This window comes from Phocaeicola dorei (assembly GCF_013009555.1).
Classification (GTDB): domain Bacteria; phylum Bacteroidota; class Bacteroidia; order Bacteroidales; family Bacteroidaceae; genus Phocaeicola; species Phocaeicola dorei.
The window spans coordinates 4,318,798-4,334,910 of the sequence record NZ_CP046176.1 but is presented as its reverse complement, the minus strand read 5'-3'; the positions used below and the strand labels follow the sequence as shown (position 1 = coordinate 4,334,910).

Sequence of the window (16,113 nt, the reverse complement as noted above, 5' to 3'; positions counted from 1 at the left end):
ATTGCAAGTGCGAAGAGTTATCTCCCCCCCCCAAAGGTACTAATTCTTGGGGATACAGACGTTGTTTTCCGTGTGAAACTAATATCAACTTACTTTGCTTTCCTTGATTATCTTGAAAAACATAATAAAATTTATGGAACTTTCCTTATGTGGAAAAGCTACTGCCGTTGATTGACTTCTGCCGGAACATATTGAGATTCTCGGAAAAGGTATTTTCAAATATGTGTGAACGATGTTCCACTTGTGCAATGGTTCAGGCAGAATGCGAATGAATGGAGGAACGGTTTGGGGACTGCATCTACTAAACAGGATAAAGAACTGAAAATATAGAATGCACCCTAAATTCTATTCCAAAAGTAAATAAAAGCATTAGAAGATAAAAGATTATCAGAAAAATTTCCGACTTTTGTAGTCGGATAGAGGCAACTCTTTTCAAAACATACGGGAAAAAAAGAAGCGTTATGTTTATCTTGTAGGTTGGAAACGTAGGAAATTTCGGACTTGGTACAAGGGATAGCATAGTGGTTCTCACGCCATAGCGTGGGCTGCTATTATCATATCTGTGCCAAAGGTTTCCTACGACCTCCAACTTAGACGTGGTAGCATTGCAGTTCCACGCTCTCGCATTTTATAACCGCCTATAAAGGGACTGATAGGCATCGAATAGAATACATATATGGAACAACAGTTTTGTCAAAGTTGTGGTATGCCCCTAACTGATGAAAACAGAGGGACAAATGCCAATGGGAGCAGTAGTGAGGATTATTGCGTGTATTGTTACAAAAAAGGTGAGTTTACCCAAGATTTCACAATGAGCCAAATGATTGAGTTCTGCCTGCAATTCTTAGACCAATGGGCTGTGCAGACCGAATGTAAGTTGAGTCCCGTACAAGCAAAGGAACAAATGCTTCAACACTTTCCCTACCTGAAACGGTGGAAAGAAAAAGATGAACGGACACTAACGGAAAAGGCAACCCACTTGCTTGCCCAATGCGAAAATGTGACCATCGCATCCATTGATGCCGACGGTTATCCGCGACCTGTGCAGATGTCCAAGATACATGCCAAAAGTTTTAACGAAGTCTGGATGGCGACAAGTGTCGGCTCCATGAAAGTGAATGATTTTAAGGCGAACAACAAGGCGGGTCTTTGCTATGACCATTACGGGGATGGCGTTGCCCTGCGTGGTACGGTAGAAATTATTACGGACGATACTATCCGCAAGGACATATGGCAGGACTGGTTCGTTCATCATTTTCCCGATGGACCAAGTGATCCCAATTATGTGCTTCTACATTTCATGGGTACGGAAGCCACCTTTTGGATAAATGGCGAATTTTCTCACTCCAACATCTGATATTTATGAAAACTATTGCACCTGATAATAAAAACATAGCCGCTTGCGGTCTTTATTGTGGAGCCTGCCGTAAGTTCTTGGCGGAGAAATGTTCCGGATGTAAACCAAATAAAAAAGCAACTTGGTGTAAAATCCGCTCATGTTGCCAAGAAAACAAGTTTAATACTTGTGCTGAATGCTCCCATGATGTCAGGGAATGCAAGTTGTTTTCCAATTGGATAAGCAAAGTATTTGCATTTTTGTTTAATTCTGACCGTTCTGCTTGCATTAGCTATATTAAGGAACAAGGTGAACAAGCCTTTGCCGAAGAGATGACAAAACGTAAATGTCAAACCATCAGAAGAAAATAAATATGAAGAACGAGGTGTTATATCTATTGTTAAATAACTATGCTGACCATGAAGCCGTGTTCCTAGCTTCGGCTATTGCGTGTGATGAACGTAGTATAAAAGAAAATCCCAAATACATGAACAAAGTCGTAGCTCCTACATTGGATGTTGTACGCTCATGCAGTGGTTTCCATACTTTACCCGACTATTCTTTTGAAACGATGCCTAATGATTATGCCGCTTTGGTGCTAATTGGTGGTTTCGGCTGGTTCGACGAACTGGAAGCAGATAAAGTCGTGCCAATCGTTCGCCGTGCCATAAAGAAGGGGATTATCGTAGGAGCTATCTGCAACGCTGCTTCTTTCCTTGCCAAACATGGTTTCTTAAATGAGATAAAACATACGGGAAATGGTTTGGAACAGCTACAATTATGGGGAGGAGGCAATTATACCAATAAGGCAGGTTATATGAATGAGCAAGCTGTATCGGACAAACGCATTGTTACGGCAAATGGCACAGGTTACTTGGAATTTGCTAAAGAGTTGTTGTTATTGCTGGAGAATGATACCCCTGAACAAATAGAAATGTTTTACTGCTTCAACAAAGAAGGATTGGTAAAGCTGTTCAGTCAATTACCTTGATAGTATGGATTTGTCAGATTGGTTCAAAGGTTTTGAGAAAGGTATCGCTCGACTCTCATCGGAACAACGAGCAGCCTTCTTTTCAGAATGTAGCAAGAATTGCGTGGATGGTGGTGTGCTTTCCATTTACAGGAAACTCTACAAGGATGCCAATGGAGATATGGATGTTTTCTTTCAGATGGCAGATGAATTGCCGGGAGTAAAAAGCGAGATTGTAGAGAAAGGTCGTGTCTATCATCTTATTTTCTTGGAATGTACTTGTGGCTTGTGTAAAAAAGGATATGTCACCACACCTTTGCTTTGTGAATGTTCACGTCAGAGTGTTCTTTATTCTTTGCAAAACCTTTGGAAAGAACAGAAATTTAGAGTAACACTTTGCCATTCTATTTTGCAGGGTGGACAGAACTGTAAAATAAAAATTGAATTGATATAGGATACTATTCTACCGCGAATCATGCAGCAGGTAAAAAGAAAATGAGTTCATCTTTCTTTTTGCCTGCTATATTTTACTATATTTGCATCTGTAAGAGTTACCCAAACCAGCAAAGTGATGCAGATCACGGTAATTAGGATGGTTGCCAACTCATTATCCTAAAATGAGGTGAATTTTCTAACTCTCTTGATTTCAAAGAGGTATATTCTTTTTGAAGAAATACAATATATTTTTAATGTTAGTGTATTGCTTGTCGGATAAATTGATTTCACTTATACTGTATTTATAACAAAAAAGCAGTCTTGACTTTTCAAGACTGCTTTTTTGTTATAATTGTAATTCAATTCCCTCAATCAAAAAGTACGGTTCTTATTTAGGTCTATAACCATACATTAATGCGGCATTAATTTCAATAGCCCTCATATATTCTTTGAAAATTTTTTTTACTCTTTTCATCCTGCTATCCTTTTTTAAAACATTAAAAACTAATCTTTTGTACCTTTTACTTTGTATCGTACCCCCAAGCACGGAGGGCGTCATTTCCCATATCTTTGAGACCTGCTTTGATGATCTCTTTCAATTTCTTCATAATGTTATCCTTTCTTTGATTAAAAAAATAGGGTTATTTTCTTACTTAATCCCTATACCCCAAGCTCTTACTTCGTTTTCACCCATTAGAGCAAGGGCTTTCTTAAAAATACTTTTTACCTTTTTCATAATCTCGTTATCCTTTCTTTTTATGTTTTACAACACAAAATTATACTGTTTTGTTCTAGATTGTACTCTGATAAAGATAAAATGTATGCGAAAATGGCAAATTCTTGACCTGCATCAAGAATTTGCCATTTTTGATTAAAAAACTATTTCAGAAGCCTAGCTTCTTAAATTCATTTTCAAAATTAGGTGTAAATATTTCTTTTCCAATATTGCTCCTGATCTCTTCTAGTGACCAAAAACGGCCGCCATCCAGTTCCTCGCTGGGAATAATGAGACCGTCATAAGTGGTTTTATGCGAGAATACCAATTCTTTTTCCCGGGTGGATTCGAATACATAGCTAGTCAGTAATTCGGGAGTAAAGTCGGTGATGCCCAGTTCTTCTTTTACTTCACGTTTCAAGGCTGTTTCCACACTTTCACCCAAATCTATGTGTCCGCCTACGGCTGTGTCCCATTTGCCTGGCTGAATATCTTTCCAGTCAGGACGCCTTTGCAAATAGAGTTCGCCTTTACTGTTGAATACATGCAAGTGGACTACCGGATGTAGCAATTTACTTCCATTATGACATTCTCCACGGGTTGCAGCTCCTGTTATGTTTCCTTGTTCATCTACTATAGGAAACATTTCTTCTTTATTATCATAATTCATCTTCGCTATTTTTTGTTACTGCAAAGATATGAATTCGGACTCGGATTATATGGATCTTATAGTTTTTAATAGTAAAAAGGGATGTGAAATCTTTATAATCCGATTCCGAAATGCCGTTTAATAATTTACTTGATGCCGTTTTAAAAAAGCTACTGTTTTATGTATTTCCTTATACATCACAATATCTTCTTTTATAAAAGGTACCTCGTTGCGGTAGGTGGCGAGAAACTTCTCAATAAACGGTGAACTACGGAGCGGACGGCGGAAATCTATACCTTGTGCGGCGTTCATCAATTCGATGGCAAGTATATGTTCCAGATTATCCATCACTTTGTAGAGCTTGGTGGCGGCGTTGGCTCCCATACTTACATGGTCTTCCTGTCCGTTGCTGGATACTATAGAGTCGCTACTGGCGGCATAACAGTACATTTTATTCTGGCTTACCATGCTGGCAGCCGCATATTGGGGAATCATGAAACCGGAGTTAAGTCCCGGATTGGCAACTAGAAATTCGGGCAATCCGCGAAGTCCCATAATGAGTTGTGCCACACGCCGTTCGGATATGTTTCCCAGTTCGGCCATAGCAATGGCAAGATAATCATATACCAATGCCAGGGGCTGTCCGTGGAAGTTGCCACCTGAAATGATAAGGTCTTCATCGGGGAAGATAGTGGGATTATCGGTAACTGAATTTATCTCGGTCAACAGTACTGAAGCTACGTGGTTGATGGCATCTTTGGTTGCACCATGAACTTGTGGGATGCAACGGAATGAATAGGGGTCTTGTACGTGTTGTTTGGGCTGTACGATGATTTCACTGCCTTCCAGCATTCTTCGGAATGCGGCTCCGGTTTCTATCTGGCCTTTATGCGGACGCATTTGTTGGATACAATCCATGAACGGATCGATGCGGCCGTCAAAGGCTTCCAGGGAGATGGCGGCAATGAGGTCGGCTTTCTTGGAAAGACGGAAGGCTTTGAGTATGGCATACACTCCGTTGGCACTCATAAACTGGGTACCATTGAGCAGAGCCAGTCCTTCTTTGCTTTTCAATTTGACTGGTTCCCAACCAAACTCATCAAGCACGCTGATAGCTTCGCAGCGTTTGCCTTTATAATACACATCGCCTACGCCGATCAACGGAAGGAAGAGATTGGCGAGCGGGGCAAGATCTCCTGAGGCTCCCAATGAACCGCGGTCATAGACAATGGGCATTACATCGTTATTGAAAAAGTCGATAATTCGCTGTACAGTGATGACTTGTACGCCACTGTGTCCCAAAGAAAGAGCATGAGCTTTTAATAAAAACATCAGCTTCACAATGACATGGGGCATTTCTGCGCCTACACTGCAAGCGTGGCTTTTTACCAGGTTCTCTTGCAAAGTACTCAGTTCATCGGAAGAAATATTACGGTTGCACAGGCTGCCGAATCCTGTAGTGATGCCATAGAGAGGGACATCGGATTCCTTGATCTTTCTGTCCAGGTAATCCCGGCATTTCTGAATCCGGTCTTTAGCTTCGGGAGCCAGTTCCAATTTCAGATTTTCATTAATAATACGTTCGATGATGTCAAAAGTGAGGTCACCCGAACCTATTTGATATACATTCTTCATGGTCTGATTCTTTTTTTAACCGCGGAGGTTGGGATTAAAACATGGTTTTCACATAGTCCAGTATTTTCTGTTCTTCGGCAATGGTCGTCTGTTCTATCATATCGGCCTCTTCGCTCATCTCTTTGACGAATTTTTCGTCTTTGATAGAAGTGAGGTTGATACGTACATTCAGCAAGGCTCCCAGAATGGCAGTCCGGGCACACATCATGGACACGCAGGCATCGGTTACAGCGTTGCTGTTCCCTTTTCTGGCTACCACATCAATCATGGGCAGAATGGAGTGGACGGTACGTGCCACCTCCATAGGCACTTGGGCGGCATATTTGCTTTCCTTCTGTATGGTTTCACTGCGGATAGCCTTTTCTTCATCCGTTTCTTTTGGAAGTTTGAATGCGGAGAAAACACGGTCGTATGCTTCTGAATCACGGTCTACATCGGTTATCAGCTGGCGGGTGAGTTCTTCGAAACGAACAGAAAGATCTTCCATAATTTCGTTCACTTCTACATATTTCTTGCGGCCTATGGTAAGATTGGCTACCATAGCTGCCAGTGAGGTGGCAAGGGCTCCATTGAGTGCTGAAACACTGCCGCCACCGGGGACAGGATCATTACTGAGTACTTTATTGATAAATTCTTTGATGGTAAGTTCTGTTAACATGGCTATTAGTATTTAATTGGTTAATTTGAATTTAGAATACGTCCTCCTTTGATGGTCAGCTTGACTGCGTTCATACCTGTATAATAAGGTAATATATGGGGGGTGTCGGTTCCCAGTAAAACAAAGTCTCCCTGTTTTCCGGCTTCTATGCTTCCGATGCGGTCGGCGCGTCCGAGAGCTGCCGCACCGTTCAGTGTGATGGCTGTGATAGCCTCTGCAACGGTCAGTTTCATATAGATGCAGGCTAGAGCAAAAGTCAGCGGGATGGAACCGGAGAAACAACTGCCTGGATTTAGATCGGTGGCAAGGGCTACGGCACAGCCGCTGTCTATCATTTTCCTGCCACGGGCGTAGGGCTCTTTTAGTGTAAAGGCAGTTAGTGGCAATAGAGTGGCTACTACATTATTTTGTGCCAAAGCTTTTATGCCTTCATCGGATGCTTGCAACAGATGGTCGGCGCTGAGGGCCTTCAATTCTCCTGCCAGTTCTGCTCCTCCAAAGCTGACAATTTCATCAGCGTGCAACTTGGCACCGAAGCCTAGAGCTTGCGCAGCTTTCAATAACTTTCGAGACTGATCTACAGTGAATACCCCTTTTTCACAGAAAATATCGCAATTTTCGGCCAATTGTTTCTGATGAATCATGGGCAACATTTCGTTAATCAGAAAATCAATATATGCGTCACTTCGCCCTTTGTATTCTTCGGGTAAGGCGTGAGCACCTAAAAAAGTGGTGGCAATATCTACTTTCCGGTCGGGACATTCATTGATAACTTGCATGACACTGAGTTGTTTCAGTTCTGTATCACGATCCAGACCATATCCGCTTTTTCCTTCCACAGTGGTGACCCCCATCCGGCTCATGGTATCCAGAAACCATTCGGCTTTATGTTTCAGTTCTTCAAAGGAGGCTTCCCGGGTGGCACGTACAGTATTGATAATGCCTCCGCCACGTTCCATGATGCTCATATAACTGTCGCCGTTGAGCCGCCAGATGAATTCGTCGGGGCGAAATCCTCCGAAAACCAAATGGGTATGAGAGTCAACGAATCCTGGCAACAATACATTCCCTCTGGCGTCAAGTACTTTATAGCCGGGCTTTTCATGGCTTATACGGTTTTCGCCAACATAGGTAATAATACCGTCGGTTATTCTTACCGTTCCGCAAGGAATGTTGAGAAGTTCGTTCATGGCTTCTCCTTTCCGGGCGGTTCTGCCTTGCGGAGTAACGATGTGGGCATTGATGATAATCAAGTTGTTGCTCATAACTTTGTTCTTGTTTATTCCATGATACGTGCTTCCAGCACTTGTTGCATGGAGAAGTTTTCCAATCCCAGATAGTAAGAGGCAGTGTCTATCAAGGCCTCCATAGGAACAAGTCCTACGATTTCGCTGCCGATGATGCTTACTCCGTAGCGTTTGGCTTCAAAACGTACCATTTCGAATGCCCGGTAGATAGCGGTTTTACTATAGTCGGTGAGATTCATGGATACCTGAGTGATACCCCGATCCTTCAGTTCCACGCCCATGGCCTTGCAATAGCGCAGTCCGCCACCGATAAAACGGATTTTCTTGGCAATGTCATGCGCTATTTCTAGGCTGGGAGTATTGAGATTTATATTGTAGGCAACTAAGGGCATACGGGCTCCGATGGCTACAGTTCCAGCAGTGGGGTGACGTTCCGCAGGACCAAAATCGGGATGCCATTCGGGTTGGTGAATCTTTTCCTTCATTCCTTCGAATTCTCCTTTACGGATGACAGCAAGATTTTCACGATGTGGTGCACTAGCTGATTTTTCATATAAGAATACAGGGAGATTATATTGAGAGGCCACCCGTTGTCCCACTTCTTTGGACACCGCTATAGCATCTTCCATGGTACATCCTTTGATGGGAATGAATGGAACTACATCTACAGCTCCCATACGGGGGTGCTGTCCTTGGTGATGGTTCAGGTCAATTAGTTCTACTGCTATACCGATAGCTTCTATCACAGCTTCTTTCAAGGCGTCCGGTTCTCCAACGACGGTAACTACCAGCCGGTTGTGGTCTTCATCGTTACTATAATCCAATAATTTTACGCCTGCCTTGGTACGAAACAGAGATACAATCTCGTCTATTTTTTGTAAGTCACGTCCTTCGCTGAAGTTGGGGACGCATTCCATAATTTTTGTCCAGTTCATAATATCACTTATTTAATTCCTTTATCTTTTAATATTTTATTGATTAATGAGTCTTCTGCTAGATGCGGCAGGGTGATATGATAACCATCGGCATGGCTTTCGTTGAACTCCGCCGAAGTTTCCATGGCATGAGGGTTGCGTGCCCACGAACGGCGTGCCACTCCTCCCATTACATCCCATAACATGGATGAGCGGAGAATACGGTCTACCCGTTCACTGCCGTCGCATACCATTCCGAATCCGCCATTGATGGCTTTACCTATACCTACACCACCTCCATTGTGCAAAGCGACAAGGCTCATGCCCCGGGCACAATTTCCGGCAAAGCATTGCACAGCCATATCTGCCATTACATTGCTGCCGTCCTTGATATTGGAAGTTTCCCGGAAAGGAGAGTCGGTACCGCTTACATCGTGGTGGTCACGTCCCAACATGATAGGACCTACCTCGCCCCGGCGTACCATTTCATTGAAACGCAGTGCGATATTCATACGTCCCAGTGCGTCTTGATACAGAATTCGTGCTTGGGTCCCTACCACCAGGTTATTTTTTTCGGCGTCGCGAATCCATATCCAGTTGTCCATATCCTGTCCGCGGCGATCTTTAGGGATACACTCCATAGCAGCATGGTCGGTCTTTATCAAATCTTCCTTTTTTCCGCTCAGGCATACCCAGCGGAAGGGGCCGTAACCATAATCGAAAAGTTGGGGTCCCATGATATCCTCTACATAGGACGGCCAGATGAATCCATCCTTCTCGTCTGTTCCATTGCGTGAGATTTCTTTCACTCCAGCGTCATAAATCGCTTTCATGAAAGAATTGCCATAATCGAAGAAATAAGTGCCCCGTGCCACCAGTTCCTTGATAACATGGAAATGGCGGCGCAAAGTTTCGTCCACCATTTTATCAAAAGTTTCTCTGTCTTCTTTCAGCATACGGGTACGTTCTTCGAATGAGATACCTGCAGGACAATAACCGCCTTCGTAAACGGCATGGCAGGAAGTCTGGTCACTGAGAAGTTCGATGTGGATGTTGTGATGTAGCGCATACTCCAACAGATTGACTACATTGCCATGGTAGGCTATGGAGCAGGGGATTCGTCGGGCCATGGCATCGGTAGCCAGCCGGTAGGCTTCAGACAAATCGGATGTGATATGCTGTACCCACCCTTGGCGGTGGCGGGTTTCTATGCGTGAATAATCTACTTCGGCTATGATGGCCACTGCTCCGGCTATCTCTGCCGCTTTGGGTTGTGCGCCACTCATTCCGCCTAATCCGGAGGATACGAAAAGATGTCCGTTCAGGTTGCCGTCCTGAGGGATTCCTAATTTCATGCGGCCGGCATTTAATAAGGTGTTGAATGTGCCGTGCACGATTCCTTGGGGACCGATGTACATCCAGCCTCCGGCCGTCATCTGTCCATAATTGGCTACTCCCATCTGCGCGGCGATTTCCCAGTCTTTCTGGTTGTCGAACATGCCTACCATCATGGAGTTGGTGATGATGACACGGGGAGCTTCGGGATGTGATTGGAATAAGCCCAAAGGATGGCCGCTTTCTACCACTAGGGTCCGTTCATTGGTCATTATCTCCAGATACTGCTTGATAAGCCGGTATTGCATCCAGTTCTGACAAACTTGTCCGGTTTCGCCGTATGTCACCAGTTCGTAAGGATAGAGGGCGATATCAAATGAAAGGTTGTTGTCTATCATGACTTGGAATGCTTTCCCTTCGATGCAATTCCCTTTGTATTCGTCAATGGGCTTTGCTTTCAAATCACCTTCGGGCCGGAAACGGTAACCGTATATTTTGCCCCTGGTAAGTAATTCGTCCGTCAATTCGGGAGCGAGTTGCTCATGCAGTTCCACAGGAATGTACCGCAATGCATTCCTCAACGCCGTTTCCGTTTGGGCGGGTGTCAAGCGGTAGCCCCGGTCGGGAGCGCGGCGGATGCCTTCCGTGAATGTAGGATAGGCAGGTAAGTCATTGGATAAAGTGATAGTCATAGTATGTAAGTGTTTTGTCACAAAGATAGCAAAACTACTGGAATACTATAAGTTTGAGGATATGTTTAGTGACATAAAGTTATATAAACTCAGTATAATATATTGTTGATTTTTAGAAATACAGCGATGGCATGTGCTATGGGAGGCTCTCCGGATTTGTTTTAAGTAAAATAATTATTATTCAATACTATAGAATAGTGATAATTGTCGCTTACAGGTATAGTATCTTCATAGTATACAGGTTTAGTCTTTATACATTTGGAGAACACGCTGTGCCATTTCTTTCATTTCTTGACGTAAGGTAACCGGAGCCATTACCTCAACGCTATCGCCAAAGGAACGTAGAAGTGAACGTAATTCATAGTTGTCTTGTACTTTCAGTCGAACCTCCCATTTGCCGTCGGCTTGTTTGCTGTTTAGCACAGATTGAGACTCATGCAGCGGCTTTGTTGTAATGTAATTCCACGCCTGGTCGGTAACGTGCAAAATGACATTTTCCACGGGGGCGCCTTCAACTACGGAAACACCGACCACGTCACTAAAGAACTCTTCAAAATCAAAGTCATTGTCCAGAGGCTCAAAGGTTCGGGTCGTTTCCTTTATTCCTTCAATCCGGTCTATCGCATAGTTGGACATTTTATCGAAGTCTTTGCGTTTCGCCACCAAGAACCAGCGATTATTGTACTGTTTCAAGTGATAGGGGCTCACCACAACTGTTCTGACATCTTTACCGAATGGATGGTAATTTATTTCTATTACTTTCTTTGCTACAATAGCTTCGAATATGGGCTTGTACCATTTGTCTATACCTGTAAGGTATTGGTTGTGCTGGAAACTGACTGCCTTTTGAGTCTCACTGCCTAGTTTTGAAGTGGTATAAAGTTTCTTTTCCAGGTCATCCAGCCAGTCGAACTGAGGAACACCTTCAAAGCGTTTCATGATGGCGGCGGCTTCGAGTATACAATCCATTTCTTCTTGGGAAGGACCGGATTCGGCCATAGTCTTTGAACCGACTGCATAGCGGTAATACTTTTTATGGCCGTCTTGGATTCTGTCGATAATGACTCCGTACATCAATTCCATATCGTTCATATCGTCAAAGATTTGACGACGCTGTACTCCTTCGGCACCTTTTGAACCGCTATCACCATTCTGTCGTTCAAGTGCCATACGGCAGGCCTCGATGAGGTCGTTCATGTAGTATTTTCTGGTTCTGCTGCTAAAGCATTTGTCTAAAGCTCTGTATCGAGCCATCGCGTTTTTATTTGTTGCCATCGCCTTCTGTTTTATGACTGTTTTTTATTTTGGTACAAAGTAAAATAGCAACTGTGCATTCTTGCCGCACAGCTACTATAAATTTCACTTTTCCATGCGGAATAACACCCTGTCTGTCATGGCATAAAGTTTTCAATGTCTTCTGTCCGGATTAGTCTTTCGGGTTTATTCGTTATGTCTGGTTTCGTCTATGATTTCGCCGAATTTTTCTGCGGTTTCCTTGATGTCGGTGAACTCAGATCGTTTCATGCCGCTTAAGCCGGTACTTGTCCATTCGCTGAGGTCATCAGCAAAAACACCTTTGTTCATACGGTCCAGATAGTTCGCGGATAAACCGTCAGGCATATTTTTCAGATCCATCATGCCGATACGTTGTACAAAGTATGCATAATCGCCGTCGATGATGATGTTCTTGTGCGCTGCCATCTTATAGATTGACATCCAATGACGCTTTTTGGTGAATAGCGGAGTGTAACTTTGCGCTTTCAGAATGCTGCGTTTCAAAAGGTCCATCTTCTCTTCTTCGTTCATCTTGTTAATAGGACACTCTGCCACCTTTTGGACAGGCTCATCCTCTTCGGAATTATCCCTGCTGTAAGTATCCATTTCGTAAGAGGCTGCAGGAGCTGAAGGATACATAACAGGAACGGTGACTCCCGAATTGTCAAGTTCACAACCTGCCATTTCCAAGTCTGTAATGCTGACCATTACGGCATAGATATACATGCTGACCACCATGTGGATGGCTGGAGCAACCTCTGCATCGGGGAGTTCCGGAGCATGGTGAACGTTCTCGTTTCTCCACTTTGAAATACACTTGTAGTAGGTTTCAAAAGTGTTCAATTTCGGATTTTTGCCATGATTATAGTAGAGGTTATCTATTTCATGGAAAGTCTTTACAATGGCCACCCAACCGTCTGCACCTTTTGTAGACATAAATTGTTCTCCCTCTTTCAGGTAATAGAGTTTGCGGAGGAATGCCTCATACTTGGGCAACAATGCTGCGAATATCACTTTCAAGTCTACCGGCTCGTTCTCACCACGATAGAACTTGTTCAATTGATTTGGAATCATGGTGTTCAGACCATCCAAGTTTTTCACAGTATGGGTCTTCAAGATGGCGAAAAGACAATCGAGCACTTCTTCAAGTTCACGATAGCCGTGTCCGCAAAGTTCACTGAAAGTATCTTCTAGTTTCTCAAACATCACATCTTTAAGCAACTCCTCATTATATTCAAGCACGTTACTTGTATGGAAACTTTGCCCCAGGAAGGTTACCAGCATGTTTAAGAATTCCTCATTGAATGCTTGGTTGCTGTTGAGCAGTTTCTTCAAGTTGATATACTTGCCTAACTGTGTTGCGACTTTTTTGTTGAACTCCTTTTCTACCATCTTCAACAGGCTGGAACGAGAGTTTTCTGCGCTGAATGCCTGCTTTATGTTGGGGTCATTTCTCAACTGGCGCAGCAACTCAAGGATGATCTGGTCATTTTCGTTAAGAAAACCTTCATAAGGCTCGTTCATCATGTGGATGAGATGATCGAGATGATCAAACTCCTTCTCCCCGCCGCTAATGCCAGCAGTACTTGGAGGCGTCAGTTCACCATCTTCTCCTTCTAATGTGATACAGCCCTGTTCTGCCAGCTGGATACGATACTTGTCGAGGTCAATCTTTTCCAAGATGTCCAGTGGCAAAGTCTCCTTAGTATAAGGCAGGTATTTGTAGTAGAGCTTGCAGAACATGTAGAAACGTTCCAAGTCAGGATCAAGGAATTTCATTAACTGAGCAAGCAATCCGTACTGGCGGATGTAACGGTTCACTTCCTTGCGGATGAGTTCCTGTTCCTCTTCAGGTAACGGTTTCACATATTCGTTTACCAGTTGTCCTAAGATAGATGGAATGCCGGCTATCTGTTGTTCATCTCCGCAGAGCAATAAGGTTACCACCTTATCTATATCGTTCTGTGTAAAGAGTTTCCTGCGCTCGATGTCATTCTTATATTCATAGATGTTCGACGGGTTATAGTTTCCTTGCAACCAGGTCGTATCATAGTAGGGCTCGAATGCAGCCTTTATGTCTTCGTGTTTGTTTACGAAGTCGATAATCAGGGTATCTTGCTTGTCGGGATGGCAGCGGTTCAAACGACTCAGCGTTTGGATGCACTGCACACCGCCTAGCTTTCTGTCTACAAACATAGTATGGAGTAAAGGCTGGTCGAATCCGGTCTGGAACTTGTCGGCTACGACTAAGAACCTTTGATTAGGCTGTTTGAATTCAACGGCAATGCCGTTGTCTTTGATTCCGAAGCCGTTTATTTTCTCCTCTGTATATTTGTTGCCATTGATTTCTACTTCACCACTGAATGCCACAAGTGCTTTTATCTCGCCATTGTATTTCTCTTTCAACCGGCGTGTGATGGCTTGGTGGAACAATATGGCGTTGGCGCGGCTGGAAGTCACTACAATGGCTTTGGCCTGCCCTTTCATCTTTTGGGCAGAGTGCTGCATGAAGTAGTCTACCATCATATTGGCTTTGTAGTTGATGACGTATGGGTGCTGGTTCACATATTGCATCATCAAACGGAGTGCGTTCTGCTTTTCGTATTCAGGTGTGTCTTCAGGAAGGTCTATCTTGCTTACCAGCTCAAACATGGTCTGGAAGGTGGTATAGTTTTTCAGCACGTCAAGGATAAAGCCTTCCTCGATGGCTTGTTTCATGGAATAGGTGTCGAATGCCTTTCCGTTACGGCCATAGAGTGCAAAAGTCTGTGACTTTGGTGTGGCTGTGAAAGCAAAGTAACTGATATGGCCGCTATTGATGCTGCGGGCAGCTTGCAGTTCGGCCAACATTTGGTCTTGCATATTGTTCTCGGCTTCACGGCTCTCAATTCCAAACTCTTCTACTGTTTCGCGAAGTTCATTCTTGTCGGTGAGAACTTGACGCACATTGTGCGATGCTTGCTTGCCAAAGGCTGTATGCGCTTCGTCTATGATGACAGCGAAGTGTGAACCGGCAGCCTCCTTCAACTTAGGTAATGCAAAGCTGAACTTTTGTTCCGTGGAGATGATGATGCGGTGACCGCCTTCTGCTAATGCCTTTGCCAGATTACGTGAACCTTTGCGGATGTCTTTCACAGTACCGGCTACTTCTTCCATTCCCTTTATTTCATCGGCAATGTTCCGGTCGAGCACAATACGGTCGGTAATCATAATAACCGAATCGAATACCGGGGTGTTGTCTACATTCTGAAGGTTTGCCAGTTGGAAGGCCAGCCATGACATGCTCTTTGTTTTGCCTGAACCTGCTGAGTGCTGCACGAGATAGGTTTGCCCTACACCTTTCTCGCGCACGTCGCTAATGATGTTGCGTACGCAACGCAACTGGTGATAACGGGGGAATATATAGAACGGTTCACCCTTCTTAGGTGTAATGTGTTTAATGAAATGCTGAATGAGATTTAGTAAAGAATCAGCTTGCAGCACCTCTTTCCACATATAGCAGGTCGGATAATCTCCTTCTACTTGTGGATTCACCGTTTCCTTGTTGAATGGGAGGAAGCGTGTATTATCGCCGGCCAACTGGGTGGTCATCATCACCCGGTTGTTATCCATGGCGAAATGGACCAGGCAGGTGCGAAGCATACGGTTCTGCGGGTGGCGGTTGGTCTGATATTGGTGCATGGCGTTTACCACAGTCTGACCGGTAGCTTCGTTCTTCAGTTCCAGAGTAATGATAGGCAGACCGTTTAACAGAATGCAGAGGTCGAGTTCGTTATCCTTATCGAAGCCCTGCGTGCTGTACTTCATCTGGCGAACCACGCTGAAGATATTTTTCTTGTAGAGGTGGTCAGCATCATCATCATCAAGGGTCATCTTCGGTTTGAAAGCTGCCAACCGGATGCGTCGGCCTTGCAGCATGAAGCCATTCTTCAACAGTGACAGCAAACTTTCACCACGATTAATTTTCGTGTTGATAGTTTCAATCACAATGTTGAGCGCATCTTGTTCGTCTGCGAAACTTTGAGTGATAAGTTTCTGCCACATAGGTTGCTCGCGCAAAAATTGTAAAAGCATATCTGAGTCCACCAACTTTTGAATATTGAAATCCTTTGGTGTGCGTTGATTGTACATCTTGCTTCCTGCAAGGTATTCTGCTATGTGTTTCTCAAAGAGAGTTTCGTTTAGTAGTTCAAACATATCGGTTCATATTTTTCGTTTTATGATTGCAAAGCTCGTATATAACCGTGCAGTG

12 protein-coding genes are annotated in these 16,113 nt (G+C 43.9%); 4 read left to right on the top strand and 8 right to left on the bottom strand.

Translation table 11 applies throughout. The annotated features are described in order from the left end of the window. Positions 1-676: 676 nt before the first annotated feature. From GKD17_RS17960 to GKD17_RS17945, 4 genes are read left to right on the top strand one after another with little or no spacing between them, the layout of a single operon-like run. On the top strand, positions 677-1,357 hold the full coding sequence (locus GKD17_RS17960; RefSeq protein ID WP_007831021.1) for a zinc ribbon domain-containing protein: 681 nt from the start codon (positions 677-679) through the stop codon (positions 1,355-1,357). A 5-nt stretch (positions 1,358-1,362) separates the two neighbouring features. Next, the gene (locus tag GKD17_RS17955) at positions 1,363-1,707 is read left to right on the top strand and encodes a DUF3795 domain-containing protein (RefSeq protein ID WP_007831023.1); all 345 of its coding nucleotides are present in this window, start codon (positions 1,363-1,365) and stop codon (positions 1,705-1,707) included. A 2-nt stretch (positions 1,708-1,709) separates the two neighbouring features. After that, positions 1,710-2,327, top strand: a complete 618-nt coding sequence (locus GKD17_RS17950) for a DJ-1/PfpI family protein (protein WP_007846893.1) — start codon at positions 1,710-1,712, stop codon at positions 2,325-2,327. Between the two features lie 4 nt (positions 2,328-2,331). Then, positions 2,332-2,760 (top strand): hypothetical protein, encoded by a 429-nt coding sequence (locus GKD17_RS17945; protein WP_007831026.1) that lies wholly within the window; start codon positions 2,332-2,334, stop codon positions 2,758-2,760. 865 nt (positions 2,761-3,625) lie between these two features. Here GKD17_RS17945 and GKD17_RS17940 read toward each other — a convergent pair. The 8 genes from GKD17_RS17940 to GKD17_RS17905 all read right to left on the bottom strand — a co-directional run bounded on the left by GKD17_RS17940 (position 3,626) and on the right by GKD17_RS17905 (position 16,058). Then, on the bottom strand, positions 3,626-4,126 hold the full coding sequence (locus GKD17_RS17940; RefSeq protein ID WP_007831028.1) for an NUDIX hydrolase: 501 nt from the start codon (positions 4,124-4,126) through the stop codon (positions 3,626-3,628). Positions 4,127-4,243: 117 nt separating this feature from the next. Then, a complete protein-coding gene (hutH, locus tag GKD17_RS17935) occupies positions 4,244-5,740 on the bottom strand; it encodes a histidine ammonia-lyase (RefSeq protein ID WP_007831029.1) in 1,497 nt (498 codons plus the stop codon). A 34-nt stretch (positions 5,741-5,774) separates the two neighbouring features. Then, positions 5,775-6,398: a cyclodeaminase/cyclohydrolase family protein gene (locus GKD17_RS17930; protein ID WP_007831031.1), complete on the bottom strand. Its 624-nt coding sequence runs from the start codon at positions 6,396-6,398 to the stop codon at positions 5,775-5,777. 20 nt (positions 6,399-6,418) lie between these two features. After that, positions 6,419-7,663: an imidazolonepropionase gene (gene hutI / locus GKD17_RS17925; protein WP_007831037.1), complete on the bottom strand. Its 1,245-nt coding sequence runs from the start codon at positions 7,661-7,663 to the stop codon at positions 6,419-6,421. 14 nt (positions 7,664-7,677) lie between these two features. After that, positions 7,678-8,580, bottom strand: a complete 903-nt coding sequence (gene ftcD / locus GKD17_RS17920) for a glutamate formimidoyltransferase (RefSeq protein WP_007831038.1) — start codon at positions 8,578-8,580, stop codon at positions 7,678-7,680. A gap of 8 nt (positions 8,581-8,588) precedes the next feature. Beyond that, positions 8,589-10,586: a urocanate hydratase gene (locus tag GKD17_RS17915; RefSeq protein ID WP_007831042.1), complete on the bottom strand. Its 1,998-nt coding sequence runs from the start codon at positions 10,584-10,586 to the stop codon at positions 8,589-8,591. 243 nt (positions 10,587-10,829) lie between these two features. Then, positions 10,830-11,861 carry a helix-turn-helix transcriptional regulator gene (locus GKD17_RS17910; RefSeq protein ID WP_007831047.1) on the bottom strand — a complete coding sequence of 344 codons (1,032 nt, stop codon included), beginning with the start codon at positions 11,859-11,861 and terminating at the stop codon, positions 10,830-10,832. A gap of 165 nt (positions 11,862-12,026) precedes the next feature. Beyond that, positions 12,027-16,058, bottom strand: a complete 4,032-nt coding sequence (locus GKD17_RS17905) for a type I restriction endonuclease subunit R (protein ID WP_007831053.1) — start codon at positions 16,056-16,058, stop codon at positions 12,027-12,029. Positions 16,059-16,113: the final 55 nt, after the last annotated feature.

What these genes read in the sequence shown, in the direction of transcription:
- GKD17_RS17960 (WP_007831021.1), top strand. Translation starts at nt 677, where the DNA reads ATGGAACAACAGTTTTGTCAAAGTTGTGGTATGCCCCTAACTGATGAA.
- GKD17_RS17955 (WP_007831023.1), top strand. Translation starts at nt 1,363, where the DNA reads ATGAAAACTATTGCACCTGATAATAAAAACATAGCCGCTTGCGGTCTT.
- GKD17_RS17950 (WP_007846893.1), top strand. Translation starts at nt 1,710, where the DNA reads ATGAAGAACGAGGTGTTATATCTATTGTTAAATAACTATGCTGACCAT.
- GKD17_RS17945 (WP_007831026.1), top strand. Translation starts at nt 2,332, where the DNA reads ATGGATTTGTCAGATTGGTTCAAAGGTTTTGAGAAAGGTATCGCTCGA.
- GKD17_RS17940 (WP_007831028.1), bottom strand. Translation starts at nt 4,126, where the DNA reads ATGAATTATGATAATAAAGAAGAAATGTTTCCTATAGTAGATGAACAA.
- hutH (WP_007831029.1), bottom strand. Translation starts at nt 5,740, where the DNA reads ATGAAGAATGTATATCAAATAGGTTCGGGTGACCTCACTTTTGACATC.
- GKD17_RS17930 (WP_007831031.1), bottom strand. Translation starts at nt 6,398, where the DNA reads ATGTTAACAGAACTTACCATCAAAGAATTTATCAATAAAGTACTCAGT.
- hutI (WP_007831037.1), bottom strand. Translation starts at nt 7,663, where the DNA reads ATGAGCAACAACTTGATTATCATCAATGCCCACATCGTTACTCCGCAA.
- ftcD (WP_007831038.1), bottom strand. Translation starts at nt 8,580, where the DNA reads ATGAACTGGACAAAAATTATGGAATGCGTCCCCAACTTCAGCGAAGGA.
- GKD17_RS17915 (WP_007831042.1), bottom strand. Translation starts at nt 10,586, where the DNA reads ATGACTATCACTTTATCCAATGACTTACCTGCCTATCCTACATTCACG.
- GKD17_RS17910 (WP_007831047.1), bottom strand. Translation starts at nt 11,861, where the DNA reads ATGGCAACAAATAAAAACGCGATGGCTCGATACAGAGCTTTAGACAAA.
- GKD17_RS17905 (WP_007831053.1), bottom strand. Translation starts at nt 16,058, where the DNA reads ATGTTTGAACTACTAAACGAAACTCTCTTTGAGAAACACATAGCAGAA.